Origin of the sequence: Kitasatospora dryopteridis, assembly GCF_050749075.1 — a bacterium.
GTDB lineage: Bacteria > Actinomycetota > Actinomycetes > Streptomycetales > Streptomycetaceae > Kitasatospora.
Map to the genome: position 1 here is coordinate 8,310,228 of NZ_CP192749.1, position 13,430 is coordinate 8,323,657.

Below are 13,430 nucleotides of genomic sequence, written 5' to 3' on the forward strand. Positions count from 1 at the left end.
CAGGGACGGGTGGGAGGTGTACGAGTGCACCCCATTCGATGTTCTCCAGGGCTGTCACGTACGGGCGCGGCGGTGGACTGCTGCGGGCCGGTGGCGAGTTCCCGCAGCTCTTCGACCCGTCCGTGCCGCGCCAGCAGCTCGGTGTAGAACTCGACCGTGTTCCGCGGCCCGTACCGGCGAGCGGCAACGTCCGCGCCCAGCGACCTGATCGCCTCGTCCGCCCGGCCGGACCGCTCGAGGACCAGAGCCGACGGTATCGGGCGTTGAGGACGGTGCCGCGCCGGGACAGGATCAGCGGCGCGTGGTCCTCCTGCACGCAGATCAGTACCCGGTAGCCGTCCCACTCGGGGGTGTACTGGACCTCGCCGGGCCGCCCGGCCTCGGGCGGCAGGGTGCGGGTGAGGACCGGCTGCATCATCGGGATCGGTGGGCGCAGCACCACGGGCCGTCGTGTACGGGGCACACCGCCCAGCGTCATGCCCGGTACGGTGCGCCGCGGCGGCCGGGCCGGACGATCACCGGCCCGGCCCAAGCAGGAGCGGCTATCCGGGCAGCTCGGTGCGGGGTGAGGGTGGCGCGGTGGCCGATCCGGTCCGGCGGCGCCAGGGTGGCCCGGTAGCCGTCGGTCCCAGAGCGTGGGCGGCCTGCCGTTCGGCCTCCCGCAGCCGGGCGGAGTCGGCGCGCTGCTCGTCGGTCAGCTCGACGTCCAGCCCGCTCGGCAGCGTGCGCAGGTAGTCGAATCGCTGTTGCCAAGGACCGTAGTCAGGTCTCAGCATTCCGGGCATTCCGGGCATTTAGGCCCGGAAGGTCCGTCACACCACCGAAGCGTGAAGGCTTCGGTTTGAGGATGGTCGCTCATTGCTCCCGCCCGGTGATCATCTTGAGCATGGCCTGGGCTGTGTTGTCCTCGGAGTTGATCCCCTGGACGACCTCGGTGCCTTCAAAGGCGACGGCCTCGGTGCCGCGGGCGAACATGGCCTGCTCGTATTCGCCGAGCGCGGCCTCGATGTCGTCGGGTTGCGCGGCGAGGGCCTTGCCGAGTTCGGCGCCGTCGAGCATGGCCAGGTTGGCACCTTCGCCGTTCGGGGCCGCAAGGTGGGCGGCGTCCCCGAGCAGAGTCACCCCTGGCACCCGGTCCCACCGGTGCCCGGTCGGCAGACTGTAGTGGGGGCGCAGGACCGGTGCGGTGTCGGCGTCCGTGATCAGCGCGGTGAGCTCACGCGCCCATCCGTCGAACTCGCGCGCGATCCGTGCGGTCGCGGCGGGGACATCGGTGAAGTCGATGGCGGCGAACCAGCCCTGCGGCCTGGACAACGCCACGTAGGCGTGCAGGGTGTCGCCGCTCTCCCGGTGGGCGAAGATCTCCTTCCCCGGCGCGGGCGCGATCATCGACCCGCCGCCGACCACCTTCGCGGCGGCGGTGTGCCGCGTGTCTGCGCCGTACAGGTAGGTCTCGACGAACGACGTGCCGGCGTACAGAGGCACGGCGTCGGAGAGCAGCGGCCGGATGCGCGACCACGCGCCGTCCGCGCCGACCAGAAGGTTCGTCACGACGGTGGTGCCGTCGGCGAAGGTCACCTCGTGGTGGCCGTTGCCGAGGGCGCGGGCATGGCTGACCTTGTGCCCCCACCGGACGGTGCCGGCCGGGAGCGAGTCGAGCAGGATCCGTCGCAGGTCGCTGCGCTGCACCTCGGGGCGTCCACCCGTGCCGTCGTCGGCTTTGTCGAACAGAACGGTCCCGTCCTGCTCGACGAGCCGCATCGTCTGGCGTCCTCCGATGGTGATGGCGTGGAACTCATCCATCAGGCCCGCTGTCTCCAGGGCGAGCTGCCCGTTGTAGTCGTGGATGTCGAGCATCCCGCCCTGCGTGCGTTCCGTCGGGGAGGACTCGGCCTCGTAGACCGTGACCGGCATTCCGTGAACGTGCAGGACGCGGGCCAGCGTGAGGCCGCTGAGTCCGGCGCCGATGATCGTGGCGGGGGTGTGCATGGTGGCTCCTCGGGATCGGGTTGGCCGATGAGCTGCGGCCGCCTGTTCTCGGAAAGCGTGTCGGAGTCCGCCGACACGCCGCTGTCATCGGACCGACAGGCGACCGACACTGCAGATCAGGCTGCAAGCGGGTTGGAGCAGGCCATGGTGGAGGTCGGCGCGTATCTCACAGCGGATCCGCAGGCGCTTGAACTGGTGGAGCCGGGCGAAGGTCCGCTTGGCTTCGTTCACGGGGTTACGACAGCAGATGTACGCTCGCCGAGCAGTGCGCGGATGGCGACGTGTTCGATGTTCACGAGAATGACAGCGGTCGTGTGGCGGCTGTCCCTGTGGTTGCGTCCACCAGTCGAGGGGTGTGCCCCATCACAGCCTGGTGGCCAGCCAGATGGTCACAGCCGCGGTGGTGGTGAGCCCGACGTTGAGTGCGATCCGGCGGTCTTCGCCGGTCAGGTGGACGGCGATCGCACCGGCCTGGAGGAGTACGAAGCCGCCGGCCGCGGCCGGCGCCAGTTGGGGCGCGATGCCCGTCAGCGGCGGCAGGACCAGGCCGGTCGCGCCGAGTATTTCGACCGCCCCCAGCGCCCTGAGGGCGGTCGAGCGAGATGTCTCACGTCTCAAGCAGCCGGCCAGGGAGCCTTGTTGGTCACCTGTCCTGCCGCACTGGACCTGCCGCACGCGCTCGTTGAGCGGGTCACGATGCTGATCGTCACCCGCGAGGGTGACCGCCGATGCAAGCCCCGGCCTTCGCAGCGGGCACTGGTGGCGCTGGTGTATCTGCGCAAGCACGACACCCTCGCGCAGATCGCGGCCGACTTCCGGATCAGCGTCGGCACGGCGCACGCCTACGTGCACCAGGTCACCGGCCTTCTCGCCCGCAAAGCACCCGGCCTGACCCGGGCCCTCCGCGAGGCCGACCCGGAGTACGTCCTGGTCGACGGCACCCTCGCCGAGTGCGGCCGTGTCGGGGACGGGCACGCCGACTACTCCGGCAAGCACCGCCGCCACGGTGTGAACCTCCAGGTCATCACCGGCCCCGGAGGCAGGCTCGTGTGGATCTCCCGCGCCCTGCCCGGCGGCACCCATGACCCGACCGCAGCCCGCTCCCACCGCCTCGTGAAGACCCGCATCCGGCTCTGCATCCCCGCTCTGGCCGCCATGACCCACACCGGCGCCGGCGGCACGTTCGCCGTGCCGACCAGGCGCCGCCTCGCAAGGAGCTCAGCGCCGGGCAGAGATTGTTGAACCGGGCCCACGCCCGACTCCGCCACCCGGTCGAACGCGGCGTGGCCGCGCTCAAGCGCTGGAGGATCTTCCGCCACGCCCGCTGCAGTCCGAACTGGCTGATGTCAGCGGCCAAGGCTGTCCTCACCCTGGAGTTGCACCCCTGAAAGAGCTCGGTAACCTCCAGCGTGCGCGGCAGCCCATGACCTTCGGCGCTGCCACGCCCAACCGGGCCCGAGACACCCACGTTCGGCACAGCCGGAAGCCGTCCCGGGCAACAAAAAACCCGAGACGCACTGGCGTCCCGGGGAATTCCCTCGTATATTAGGAGGTTCCGTGCGTTCATTTCGGAATTGCTCGAATCTGAACTCCTGGAACCTTATGGCGTCAGTATATGCGAGCGGGAGCGGAATTGTCAAACGACGAAATTCTCCGGGAGCAGGAATTCATCGACCTGCTCCGCGGACGCCTGGCCGAGCTGGAGGCGCAGGCCGCCGCCGGGGTCGGCGCCGCGCTGGCGCAGGCGCCGACCAGCGGGCAGATGCTGCTGGAGCGGGACCTGCAGGTGGCCGAGCAGAGCGGGCTGCTGGCCGTCTACTCCTCCGGAGAGCACGGACTCTGCTTCGGGCGGCTGGCATTCCGGGACGGGACCGACCATCACATCGGCCGGATCGGAATCCGCGCCGACGACGAGGAGCGGACGCCGCTGGTCGTCGACTGGCGCGCCGATGTCGCCCGCCCGTTCTACCTGGCCACCGGCCACGAGCCGATGGGCCTCCGCCGGCGGCGGCACATCACCACCGAAAGGAACCGGGTCACCGCCCTGCACGACGAGATTCTCGATCTCGACGACGCCGAACGCACCGGCCACGAGGGCGCGGACGCCGACGCCGTGCTGCTCTCCGCGCTGGACGCCGCCCGCACCGGCCGGATGCACGACATCGTGCGGACCATCCAGGCCGAGCAGGACCGGATCATCCGCGCCCCGCACCGCGGCGTGCTGGTCGTCGAGGGCGGTCCCGGCACGGGGAAGACGGCAGTGGCCCTGCACCGCGCCGCGTACCTGCTCTACGCCCACCGCGAGCTGCTGGCCCGGCGCGCGGTGCTGATCGTCGGGCCCAACCCGGCCTTCCTCGGCTACATCGGCCAGGTGCTGCCCTCGCTGGGAGAGACCGGGGTGCTGCTGGCCACCCCCGGTGAGCTCTTCCCCGGCGTGCACGCCACCGGCACGGACTCGCCCGAAGCGGCAGCCGTCAAGGGCGGCGCCGCCATGGCGGACGCCCTCGCCGCCCACCTCCGCGACCGGCAGGCCATGGGCTGGCCGGAGCTGCGCATCGACCACGAGGACGGCGAACTGGTGCTGGACCGGGAGCTGGTCGCAGCCGCCCGCGAACGCGCCCACAACACGCGGCTGCCGCACAACCTGGCCCGGCCGCACTTCGCCTTCGCGGTCATCGACGGGCTCACCGCCCAGCTGGTGGACCGGATCGGCGCCGACCCCTACGGCGGCCCGAACCTGCTCGGCGCCGACGACCGGGCGCTGATCGGCAAGGGCGTCGCCGCCAGCGCTCAGGTCCACGCCGTGATCGACGAACTGTGGCCGCTGCTGACGCCGGAGCAGCTGGTCGCCGACTACCTGGAGGAGCCCACCCACCTCCCGGACACCGACGCCGAGGCCGTCCGCCGCGCTCCCTGCGGGCCCTTCACGGCCTGGCCGTGGACCCCGGCGGACGTGCCGCTGCTGGACGAGGCGGCGGAACTGCTCGGCGAGGACGACTCGGCCCGCCTCGCCGCGGAGGAAGCGCAGCGGCAAGAGGCCATCGCCTACGCCCAGGGCGTGCTGGACCTCTCCTACGGCTCGCGCAGCCACGAGTTCGCCGACCGCGAGGACGAGGACTCCGAGGAGCTGGCCGCCCACGACCTCATCGATGCCGAACGGCTGGCGGACCGTCAGGAGGAGGCGGACCGGCGCACCGCTGCGGAGCGCGCGGCGGCGGACCGGACCTGGGCCTTCGGCCACGTCATCGTCGACGAGGCGCAGGAGCTGACCCCGATGCTGTGGCGGCTGCTGATGCGACGCTGCCCGACCCGCTCGATGACCCTGGTCGGCGACCCGGCGCAGAGCTCCGAACCGGGCAGCTGCGGCAACTGGTCCGCTGCGCTGGGCCCGCACGTGGGCGAGCGCTTCGAGCGGGTGCTGCTGGACGTCAACTACCGCACCCCGGCCGAGATCATGGACGTCGCGGCGGGCGTGATCCGCGCGACGGACCCCGGCTTCGAGCCGCCGCGCTCGGTACGGGCCACGGGCGTCCGCCCGTGGGCGCGGAGGGTCGCGGCGGCGACCGGGCTGGCCGACGCGGTGGCGGCGTGCGTCGCGGCGGAGCCGGTCCCGGCGGACGGCGCGGGCGGGCGACTGGCCGTGGTGGCGCCGGCGCGCCTGCTCGGCGCCTTGGCGGCAGTGCTGCCCGACGCCGACCACGGACCCGAGCCGGACCTCACCCGCCCGCTGGTCCTGCTCTCGCCGGCGCAGGCGAAGGGCCTGGAGTTCGACAGCGTGCTGGTGGTCGAGCCCGCCGAGTTCGGCCGCGCAGAACTCTACGTCGCGCTGACCCGCGCCACGCAGCGGCTCGGCGTGGTGCACAGTGCGCCGCTTCCGGAGGGCCTGGAGTTGCCGGCGCCGACCACGACCTGACGCGACCCTCGAGAGTCCGTTGCTCGCTAAAGACGGTGGGTGGTCTGGGCACTGCCGGGGTGCACGGCTGGCCGGCAGCGGGTGAGCGCAGGCTGTCCGAGGCCGGGTGCAGGATACGGATCATGTCCTCGCACGAGATCCCCGCTACGGCGGGCCTGGACCCGGCCGCGGTGCTTCACAGCACCGCCGGACAGCTCGGCTGCGGCTGTGGCCCGACAGCGTGTGCGCGATGATGATCCACCCCTTGCGGGTGGGGGTACCCGGCCGGAGGTCGGGGGAGGGCGCCCGGCGTCGTACGCCTGGCAAGATCCGGGGGAGAGGGCTTAACTCTCCATCACCAGGGCCAGCATGGTCAGCGCAAACCCGACGGTCACGGATGCCCAGAGCGCCGCGGGGACCCTGCCCAGCCAGCGCGGCCGGGGCTCCTTGAGGGTGCGGGAGGCGATCAGCAGGCCCGCGCCGACCGCGGCGACCCCCATCAGGGCGACCCCGGTAGGGAGGACCGTGCCACCGCCCCAGATCCAGGCATCGCCGTGGACGTACCGGGCGCGCACCGAGTCCGGATGCTGGCCCCCGCACCACCAGGGCTTGTTCGGGTGGCTGCCCTTGCACGAGTTCGGCGTCAGGTACGCGTCGCCCGAACCGCCCCTCAGCTCGACGCCCTCGACCTCCGGGCCGCCGTCGTCGGGCCGGAAGTCGCCGTAGCAGTGGTGCGTCGTACCGCTGCCGCCACGCTCGGTGGAATACGGCCGATCCTGGCAGCTCGTCACCTTCAGCATGCCGCGCTCGCCCACCAGCCCGGCGCCCGCCAGGGTCTCCGACCCGAAGTGCACGAGCACCCAGAGCCCGACCGCCACCACGTTCAGCGCGACGTACAGCAGACCGATCCGCCGCGCAGTGCCCCCGCCCTCAGTTGCCATCCGCCCACGGTAAGCGCCGGGGGTGACAGGCGTCAGCCCCCTGTAGCCCGGGGCGGCCACTCCCCTGTGACGCGGGTCATGCCCCTGCCCTGCCTGCTGACCGGCGCCCTGGTGCAGCTGATCGGTGGCCCGGACCACCGGTACCGCACCAACGTGCCAGCCGCCGCCGGCAGCCGGTGCCGTGCGGCTGCCTCTCGATCTCACCCACGGTCTTCTCCCATGGTCCCGACGCCGTGGTGGACGTCGGACCGGGACGCGAGCAGCGGCGGGTGGCCCCGCAGGCTGACACTCCATCAGTGATCTGACGAGCCGAGACAGTAGGAAGCCCGCGGCGCCGATCAACCCCTGTGGGCCACTGATTTCCGGACCGCTCAAATCGCGGACGAATGCATGGAACCGCGCGGCATACACCACCCGTCGCGCGAATCAAACCCCGCGCGACCTGCACCGATCACCACCAGCGGGGCACCGCGCCACCGTTCGTCGGACTATTGCGAGCTTCCTCGAATACCCCTTGCCGACGTCGTAGGCTCCCGCCCGTGCCCTCTCTCACCAAGGACCCCCGCCACAACCGCCTGCTCTCCGTGCTGCCTCCGCTGCTCACCCGTTCCTGCCCGCCGCGGGCCGGTGGCTACGGTGGATCCTGGGAGATCCGCCTGACCCACGAGGAGGCCGAGGAAGCCGGCGGGCTGGACCTGCTGCGCTCGGCGATGCGCTCTGCCGCCCGCTCGCTCGGCTGGCGCTTCGAGACATACGGCATGGCGACGCAAGACGGTGTCATCGTGGGGATCGTCGATCGCAGGCCGGTGCCGCAGGAGTTCACCGGTGCGGTCGAGCGGGTCTGGCTGCCCCGGATGCGGACCGCCGCCGAGACGGCCGGGAAGCCCCAGGTCGACGGCGGCCACCGGGCGGCACCCGGGTCGGTGTCCGTGACCACCCAAGAATTCAGGGCCGCCCTCTCCGGCCAGTAGGCCCGCAGACCTCAACGATCCGGTTCGGTCGGCGGACCGGTCCCGGCCGGCCACGAGGAGCTGCGCTGTTTGACCTGCTGACGGGCGGTCATACTGGCGATCATGAGTGATGACCGTCGCCCCCTGGGCCTGCCGGAGTTCTCCGCCCCCGCCACCGACCGGCCCGACGCGGCCGACGACCATCGGATCACCGCCTCCGAGGTGTCGGTGCGGCTCTCGTAGTCGCAGGCCAGGCGGCGTGAGCGCATCAGCCACGCGAACGGCCGCGGATACCGTTCGTGATGCTGCCGAGCGTCAACTCCGCGCTGGCGGCGCATCCGCAGTTTGAAAGAAGCGTCGAGACGCTGCGCGGGGCTGGCGTGCGGGTGCTGTACGGGGAAGGCGAGTTCGTGCCGAAGGCGCCGGAGGAAAGCGATCGGGCGGCGTACCCGTGGGAGGTGGCGCTGGGGGCGGTGGAGCAGGCCTGGGTGGTGGAGTCGGGGCTATAGTGCAGGCGTTTTGGGGCAGTCGGTAAGGCCGTGCCCCGACCGCATCGCCGAGGAGGCCGTCCGATGGGACCCGTCACGCTGATCACCGGGGGATCGACCGGCATTGGTGCCGCCACCGCCCGAGCCCTGCTCAAGGAGGGCCACCGGGTGGCTGTCACCGGACGGGACGCGGACAAGCTGGCCGCCTTCGCCGCCACGGCCGGAGCGGGCGAGCGGCTGCTGACGATCACCGGGGACACCAGCGACGAGCACGACGTCGCCGCCGCCGTGCGCCGCGTGGTGGACACCTGGGGCCGGCTGGACAACGTCATTGCCAACGCCGGGTTCTCGCTGCCCGGGAATCTGGAGAGCCACGCCCCCGAGGACATGCGGGCCATGGTCCTCACCAACGTCCTGGGCCCGGCGCTGCTGGTGCGGGAGACCCTGCCGCAGCTCAGGGAGTCCAAGGGCCGGATCGTGCTGATGGGTTCGGTCGCGGGAGTGCGCCACACGCCCGGCAACCTGTACTCGGTCACCAAATGGGCCGTGCACGCGCTGGCCGAGAACACCCGGCTGCTGGTCGGCCAGGACGGGGTCGGCGTGACCGTCGTCGCTCCCGGGGTGGTGGACACCCCGTTCTGGGACGAGCGCGGCGGCAGCCCCGAGACGGCGCTGACCGCCGAGCAGATCGCGAACACGATCGTCTTCGCCCTCAACCAGCCTGCGGGCGTGGACATCAACCACATCACCATGCGGCCGACCGGGCAGCTCGGCTGAGCAGCCGTCAGAAGCGATTCCCAATCCGAAGGCAGGGTCAAGTTTTCCCAGGTCAGGTGCCTGTCTGTCCCTCGGTAGGCATGCTCGAACCGTTGTGTCGGCGCGGGACTGGCCCGGCAGTGTCCTGGCACCCGAGTTGTGCGGGAGGCCCCACTTCCATGCCCAGCCGACCAGAGGAGCACCCGACCGAGTCGTCAGACTCGAACTCACGATCACCAAGCTCGATTGAACAACGGCTACTCACTCCCGCAGAGGTGAGACGCCGATGCGGGGCTGCCGTCAACCCCGCGAATGTACCGTCGACTATCAAGTGACGAACCATCACCTCGCGGGGTGCCTGCTGCCCGCCGAGGACGACCCGCCCTGCCGGTCATTCGACCGAACGAGGCCGGTCAATCCGACGGAATGCCGGATCGACTGGCCTCGTTGCTTGCAAGTTCGCCATCGGGTCCTCCGCGCTTCGCGGAGGGCCCGATATGTTTTGGCTGGTCAGGTGGGTGTCGGGGGTGGGGTGGATCAGCAGGAAAGCCGCCGCGGCGCGGTGGGATCCCGAAACCCTCACAATCGCTGTCAGGCCCCTGGGCTCGTCGACGCCGTCCTCGGCCCTGCTATCGCAGAAGGCTCCGCGATGGCAGTGCGTCCTCACGCCTGGGGCAGCGCCTGACTTCCTTGGCGCTGCCGCCGGCGGTAGTTGCGCATGGACACCTGGGAGCCGCAGCCGGGACTGCAGTACAGCCCGCCCCCATTGCGGGTGCGGTCGAAGAAACCGAAATGGCATGGGGGGTTCCGGCACGCCTTGATGCGCCCCCAGTCGCTGCTCTGGGCGAAGGTCGTCACCGCAGCCAGTACGGTTCCGAACACACGCTCCACCCCCGCCTGCGGCGATGCCAGCTCGACGCCACCGGCCGTAACCACCGTCGCCAGCGGGTAGAGCGAACCCGCGCGCCGCAGGTGCCGCTCGGCATGCTGCAGCGGCTCACCCAGGCTCTCCTCGTCGCCCGAGTGCGCGAGCAGCACGGTCACCAGGGCATCGCGCAGCTCGCGCGCGGCCGCGGCATCGGCATCGGTCGCCACGGTTTCGCCGCCGAACTCGTCGTACTCCGCCAGCCACGCCGCGAACGAGTCCCCGTCCCCGAACAACTCCCGCCGACCGGACCCGTCCGCGCGCGTGTTCACGAACGCGAGCACGGTCTCCACCGCCGGTGTGACGGTGCGCGGGCTGAGTTTGGGAGATCCGGCTGCCGCACTGCTCATGCCCTCACCCTACATCAGCAGGAAGAGGCACTAATCCGTCTAACGGGCAACCTGGAACGTTAACCGGCTTGACTCGTTGCGATCTAACTAACTACGGTCGCAACATGAACGGAACATCCAACCAGCAGACCCACCCCCGCACATGGCTGATCACCGGCGCGACGTCCGGCATCGGCCGCGAACTGACGCTCCAGGCACTCGAGAGCGGCGACGTCGTCTCGGCGCTCGCCCGCGACACCGCTTCCCTGGACGAACTGACCGGAGTGCACGGCGAGCGCCTGCTCCCCATCCAGGCGGACGTGCGTGACGAGCAGGCCGTCCGGGAAGCGGTGGAGCGCACGCTCGCACGGTTCGGCCGTATCGACGTGGTGGCCAACAACGCCGGCTACGGACTGTTCGGAGCTGTCGAGGAGGCCTCCGACGCGCAGATCCGCGCGGTGTTCGACACCAACGTCTTCGGAGTGCTCAACGTGCTCCGCGCAACGTTGCCGGTGCTCCGCGCCCAGCGATCCGGGCACATCCTCCAGGGCTCGTCCGTCTACGGGCAGTCCGCCCATCCCGGCGTGGGACTGCTGGCCGCGACCAAGCACGCGGTCGAGGGGCTGTCGGACGCGCTGGTGGCCGAGGTCGCACCGCTCGGCATCAAGGTCACGATCATCCAGCCCGGGCTGACCGCGACCCCCTTCCTGGCCAACCTCGATGTCGCGGCCGGCCTGGCCGACTACGACCAGACCGTCCGCGAGGTTCAGAAAGGCATCGGAGAGTTGCCGGCATCCGCGTTTTCCTCCGCGGCGCGGATCGCCGCAGGCATCCGGACCGCGGTCGACAGCCCCAACCCTCCGCTGCGCCTGGCCCTCGGCACCTCCGGCGCCACGGGCATACGCGCCGCATTGGAGGCACGCATCGCAGACCTGGACAGCTGGAAGCGCGTGACCGACGCCGTCGACAGGTAATCGCAAGTCCCGCCGGGGGCCGCGGCGCTGATAGCCGAGGTGCCCTCGGCGGCGTAATCCGCGCATGCCCGACGAGCCGGGAAGTGATCTTGTTTCGGGCGGGAACCGACCCCTCGGAAGTCCCGCGTCACCGCAGGCCAACGAATTGTGTCGGTTGACCTTGCTGTGGGCCCAGCCGATCGCCGTCACCGACGACGTCAACCAGGCCAAGGGCGACCAGGACCCCGCCACCTGGCTCCCCTCCGTCACCAGCTACCGCTGCACCTACGTTCGCGCCCGGGTCCAGGTGAAGTACTACTACGGCCTCGTCGTCGACACCGCCGAGAAGAACGCCCTCACCAGCATCCTCAACGGCTGCTGACACTCTGGCGGGGACGACCACCCGGCGGCGGTGCCGCGAGGCATCGCCGCCGGGCACCACGAAAGCCGTCCGCTTCGCCGCTGCCGACGGGTCGTTCCCGGCACCCCCGCCGATGATGACCCGCGGGCGTGCGCCGAGCGCGGACCGGCGCGCAGCCCTGCCCGGATGCGGTTCACCACCCGGGTGGGGCCGCGCTCCCGAAGGACCCGCCGGTCTCAGACCGCGAACCCGCCGTCCACCGCGATCGCGGCACCGGTGATGTACCGGCCCTCCGGGCCCGCCAGGTGGGCGATGGTGCCGGCCACGTCCGCCGGGGTGCCGAACGAGCCCAGCGCGGTGAAGCCGGCCTGGAAGTCGGCGCTCGGCCCGTCGGCCGGGTTCATGTCGGTGTCGGTCGGACCGGGGTGCACCAGGTTGGCGGTGATGCCGCGCGACCCGAGCTCCCGCGCCAGCGCCTTGGTGAGCCCGGACAGGGCAGCCTTGCTGGTCGCGTACACCGAGCCGCCTGGAAAGGCGACCCGCTCGGCCATGCAGCTGCCGATGGTGACGATCCGTCCGCCCTCGCCCAGGTGGGCGATGGCCGCCTTGGAGGCCAGCAGCGGCCCCCGGACGTTGACGTCCAGCACCCGGTCGATGTCGGCCTCGTCGGTCTCCTCGATCGGGCCGACCACGCCGACGCCCGCGTTGTTCACCAGGATGTCGAGTCGGCCGAACCGCGTCGCCACCGCGTCCACGGCCTCCCGGATCGCCCCGGGGTCGGCGCTGTCCGCCCGTACGGCCCAGGCGCGGCGGCCCATTACCTCGATCTTGGCCGCGACCGCCTCGGCACGCTCGGCGCTGTCCCGGTAGGTGAGCGCCACGTCGGCGCCCTCCTCGGCCAGCCGCAGCGCGACCGCCTCGCCGATGCCCCGGCTGCCGCCGGTCACCAGCGCCACCTTGCCCGCCAGCCGTCCGGCCGCCATGGTCGTGCTCATCGTCATCTCCCCCGAACTCGCTGTCGTGTTCTCGGACATGACTCGATCATCGGACGTCGGCGATCACGAGTCCGGCGGCATTCGGACATTGCGTTCAACGTTCAACAAATGATCGGACGCCTGCCCCCTCACGACGATTCCCGGTGGCGCGACGCGTCCCGGTAGTACGAGGCCACGGCCGGCTGGCCCGTCCAGTTGGGGCCGGCCGCCGGGTCCGCCCCGAGGTAGTCGAACGGCAGCCGCACCTCGCGTCCGCCCCCCAGCGTCAGCAGGTGACGCCGCGCCCGGTAGGAGAACCCGGCCGCCCGCAGCGCCGCCAGCACGGGCCGGGCGGCGGCGGAACCGTCCGCCCGCCGCAACGAGTCGGGGTCCAGGTGCGCCGCGAACAGACCGTCCGGGGTGAGCCAGGAGGCGGCCCGGGTGATCGCGGCGAGCTGGTCCCCCAGGTAGTGCAGGCCGTGCACGCAGGTGATCAGGTGGTACCGGCGTCGCGGCTCCCAGTCCGCGAGCGCCGCGGTCACCAGGCGCAGCGCCGGCAGCGCGGCCAGATCGGACGGGGTGGCGAGCGGGCCGACCAGGTCGACGCCGGTGAACTCGGCCGCTGCGGGCAGCGCCCGCGCCGCCTCCACCAGTGCGCGGCCCTCGCCGCTGCACAGGTCGAGCCAGGCGGCGTCCGCGCCGGCCGCGGCCAGCCGGACCGCCGGGTCGAAGCCCAGTTCGCGGGCGTAGCTGTTGATGCCGCTCAGCCCCCGCTCGCGGTTCATGGTGTTGTTGGCGACGACGGGGGAACCGGTCAACTCGCGGTCACTGATCAGCTTCGGCACCCCGCGAGCCTACTGACGCGGACACCG

General features: G+C 71.4%; 11 protein-coding genes and 3 pseudogenes. 7 read left to right on the top strand and 7 right to left on the bottom strand.

The features are described from left to right. Nucleotides 1-542 precede the first annotated feature (542 nt). From ACQ614_RS38075 to ACQ614_RS38085, 3 genes and pseudogenes are all read right to left on the bottom strand, one after another. Nucleotides 543-776 carry a hypothetical protein gene (locus ACQ614_RS38075; RefSeq protein ID WP_431683712.1) on the bottom strand — a complete coding sequence of 78 codons (234 nt, stop codon included), beginning with the start codon at nucleotides 774-776 and terminating at the stop codon, nucleotides 543-545. Between the two features lie 79 nt (nucleotides 777-855). Continuing rightward, on the bottom strand, nucleotides 856-1,989 hold the full coding sequence (locus ACQ614_RS38080; RefSeq protein WP_431683713.1) for an FAD-dependent oxidoreductase: 1,134 nt from the start codon (nucleotides 1,987-1,989) through the stop codon (nucleotides 856-858). 363 nt (nucleotides 1,990-2,352) lie between these two features. Beyond that, nucleotides 2,353-2,580 (bottom strand): annotated as a pseudogene (locus ACQ614_RS38085) (DoxX family protein); the annotation flags it as partial. A 48-nt stretch (nucleotides 2,581-2,628) separates the two neighbouring features. Between ACQ614_RS38085 and ACQ614_RS38090 the strand changes: the two are divergent. After that, nucleotides 2,629-3,377 (top strand): annotated as a pseudogene (locus ACQ614_RS38090) (transposase family protein). Between the two features lie 227 nt (nucleotides 3,378-3,604). Beyond that, nucleotides 3,605-5,902 (top strand): HelD family protein, encoded by a 2,298-nt coding sequence (locus tag ACQ614_RS38095; protein ID WP_431683714.1) that lies wholly within the window; start codon nucleotides 3,605-3,607, stop codon nucleotides 5,900-5,902. Between the two features lie 323 nt (nucleotides 5,903-6,225). Here the strand turns inward: ACQ614_RS38095 and ACQ614_RS38100 are convergent, their stop codons facing one another. Continuing rightward, nucleotides 6,226-6,822, bottom strand: coding sequence for a hypothetical protein (locus tag ACQ614_RS38100; RefSeq protein WP_431683715.1), 597 nt, complete (start codon nucleotides 6,820-6,822; stop codon nucleotides 6,226-6,228). Nucleotides 6,823-7,361: 539 nt separating this feature from the next. Between ACQ614_RS38100 and ACQ614_RS38105 the strand changes: the two genes are divergently transcribed. The 3 genes from ACQ614_RS38105 (at nucleotide 7,362) to ACQ614_RS38115 (ending at nucleotide 9,037) form a co-directional block, all read left to right on the top strand. Further along, nucleotides 7,362-7,793 (top strand): hypothetical protein, encoded by a 432-nt coding sequence (locus ACQ614_RS38105; protein WP_431683716.1) that lies wholly within the window; start codon nucleotides 7,362-7,364, stop codon nucleotides 7,791-7,793. Between the two features lie 278 nt (nucleotides 7,794-8,071). Further along, a complete protein-coding gene (locus ACQ614_RS38110) occupies nucleotides 8,072-8,281 on the top strand; it encodes a hypothetical protein (protein WP_431683717.1) in 210 nt (69 codons plus the stop codon). A gap of 63 nt (nucleotides 8,282-8,344) precedes the next feature. Further along, nucleotides 8,345-9,037 carry an SDR family oxidoreductase gene (locus ACQ614_RS38115; RefSeq protein WP_095878598.1) on the top strand — a complete coding sequence of 231 codons (693 nt, stop codon included), beginning with the start codon at nucleotides 8,345-8,347 and terminating at the stop codon, nucleotides 9,035-9,037. A 642-nt stretch (nucleotides 9,038-9,679) separates the two neighbouring features. On the opposite strand, the gene ACQ614_RS38120 is transcribed toward ACQ614_RS38115, so the two are convergent. Next, nucleotides 9,680-10,291, bottom strand: a complete 612-nt coding sequence (locus ACQ614_RS38120) for a CGNR zinc finger domain-containing protein (RefSeq protein ID WP_431683718.1) — start codon at nucleotides 10,289-10,291, stop codon at nucleotides 9,680-9,682. A gap of 104 nt (nucleotides 10,292-10,395) precedes the next feature. On the opposite strand from ACQ614_RS38120, the gene ACQ614_RS38125 reads away from it, so the two are divergent. Both ACQ614_RS38125 and ACQ614_RS38130 read left to right on the top strand, forming a co-directional pair. After that, on the top strand, nucleotides 10,396-11,244 hold the full coding sequence (locus ACQ614_RS38125; RefSeq protein WP_431683719.1) for an SDR family NAD(P)-dependent oxidoreductase: 849 nt from the start codon (nucleotides 10,396-10,398) through the stop codon (nucleotides 11,242-11,244). Between the two features lie 136 nt (nucleotides 11,245-11,380). Continuing rightward, nucleotides 11,381-11,605: pseudogene (locus tag ACQ614_RS38130) on the top strand (hypothetical protein); the annotation flags it as partial. A gap of 215 nt (nucleotides 11,606-11,820) precedes the next feature. Here the strand turns inward: ACQ614_RS38130 and ACQ614_RS38135 are convergent. Both ACQ614_RS38135 and ACQ614_RS38140 read right to left on the bottom strand, forming a co-directional pair. After that, nucleotides 11,821-12,585, bottom strand: a complete 765-nt coding sequence (locus ACQ614_RS38135; RefSeq protein WP_431684121.1) for an SDR family NAD(P)-dependent oxidoreductase — start codon at nucleotides 12,583-12,585, stop codon at nucleotides 11,821-11,823. Between the two features lie 122 nt (nucleotides 12,586-12,707). Then, complete coding sequence (locus ACQ614_RS38140) at nucleotides 12,708-13,403, bottom strand: class I SAM-dependent methyltransferase (protein ID WP_431683720.1); 696 nt, start codon at nucleotides 13,401-13,403, stop codon at nucleotides 12,708-12,710. Between the last annotated feature and the right edge of the window lie 27 nt (nucleotides 13,404-13,430).

Coding starts and splice junctions, on each gene's coding strand:
- ACQ614_RS38075 (WP_431683712.1), bottom strand. CDS start 776: ATGCTGAGACCTGACTACGGTCCTTGGCAACAGCGATTCGACTACCTG.
- ACQ614_RS38080 (WP_431683713.1), bottom strand. CDS start 1,989: ATGCACACCCCCGCCACGATCATCGGCGCCGGACTCAGCGGCCTCACG.
- ACQ614_RS38095 (WP_431683714.1), top strand. CDS start 3,605: ATGCGAGCGGGAGCGGAATTGTCAAACGACGAAATTCTCCGGGAGCAG.
- ACQ614_RS38100 (WP_431683715.1), bottom strand. CDS start 6,822: ATGGCAACTGAGGGCGGGGGCACTGCGCGGCGGATCGGTCTGCTGTAC.
- ACQ614_RS38115 (WP_095878598.1), top strand. CDS start 8,345: ATGGGACCCGTCACGCTGATCACCGGGGGATCGACCGGCATTGGTGCC.
- ACQ614_RS38120 (WP_431683718.1), bottom strand. CDS start 10,291: ATGAGCAGTGCGGCAGCCGGATCTCCCAAACTCAGCCCGCGCACCGTC.
- ACQ614_RS38125 (WP_431683719.1), top strand. CDS start 10,396: ATGAACGGAACATCCAACCAGCAGACCCACCCCCGCACATGGCTGATC.
- ACQ614_RS38135 (WP_431684121.1), bottom strand. CDS start 12,585: ATGACGATGAGCACGACCATGGCGGCCGGACGGCTGGCGGGCAAGGTG.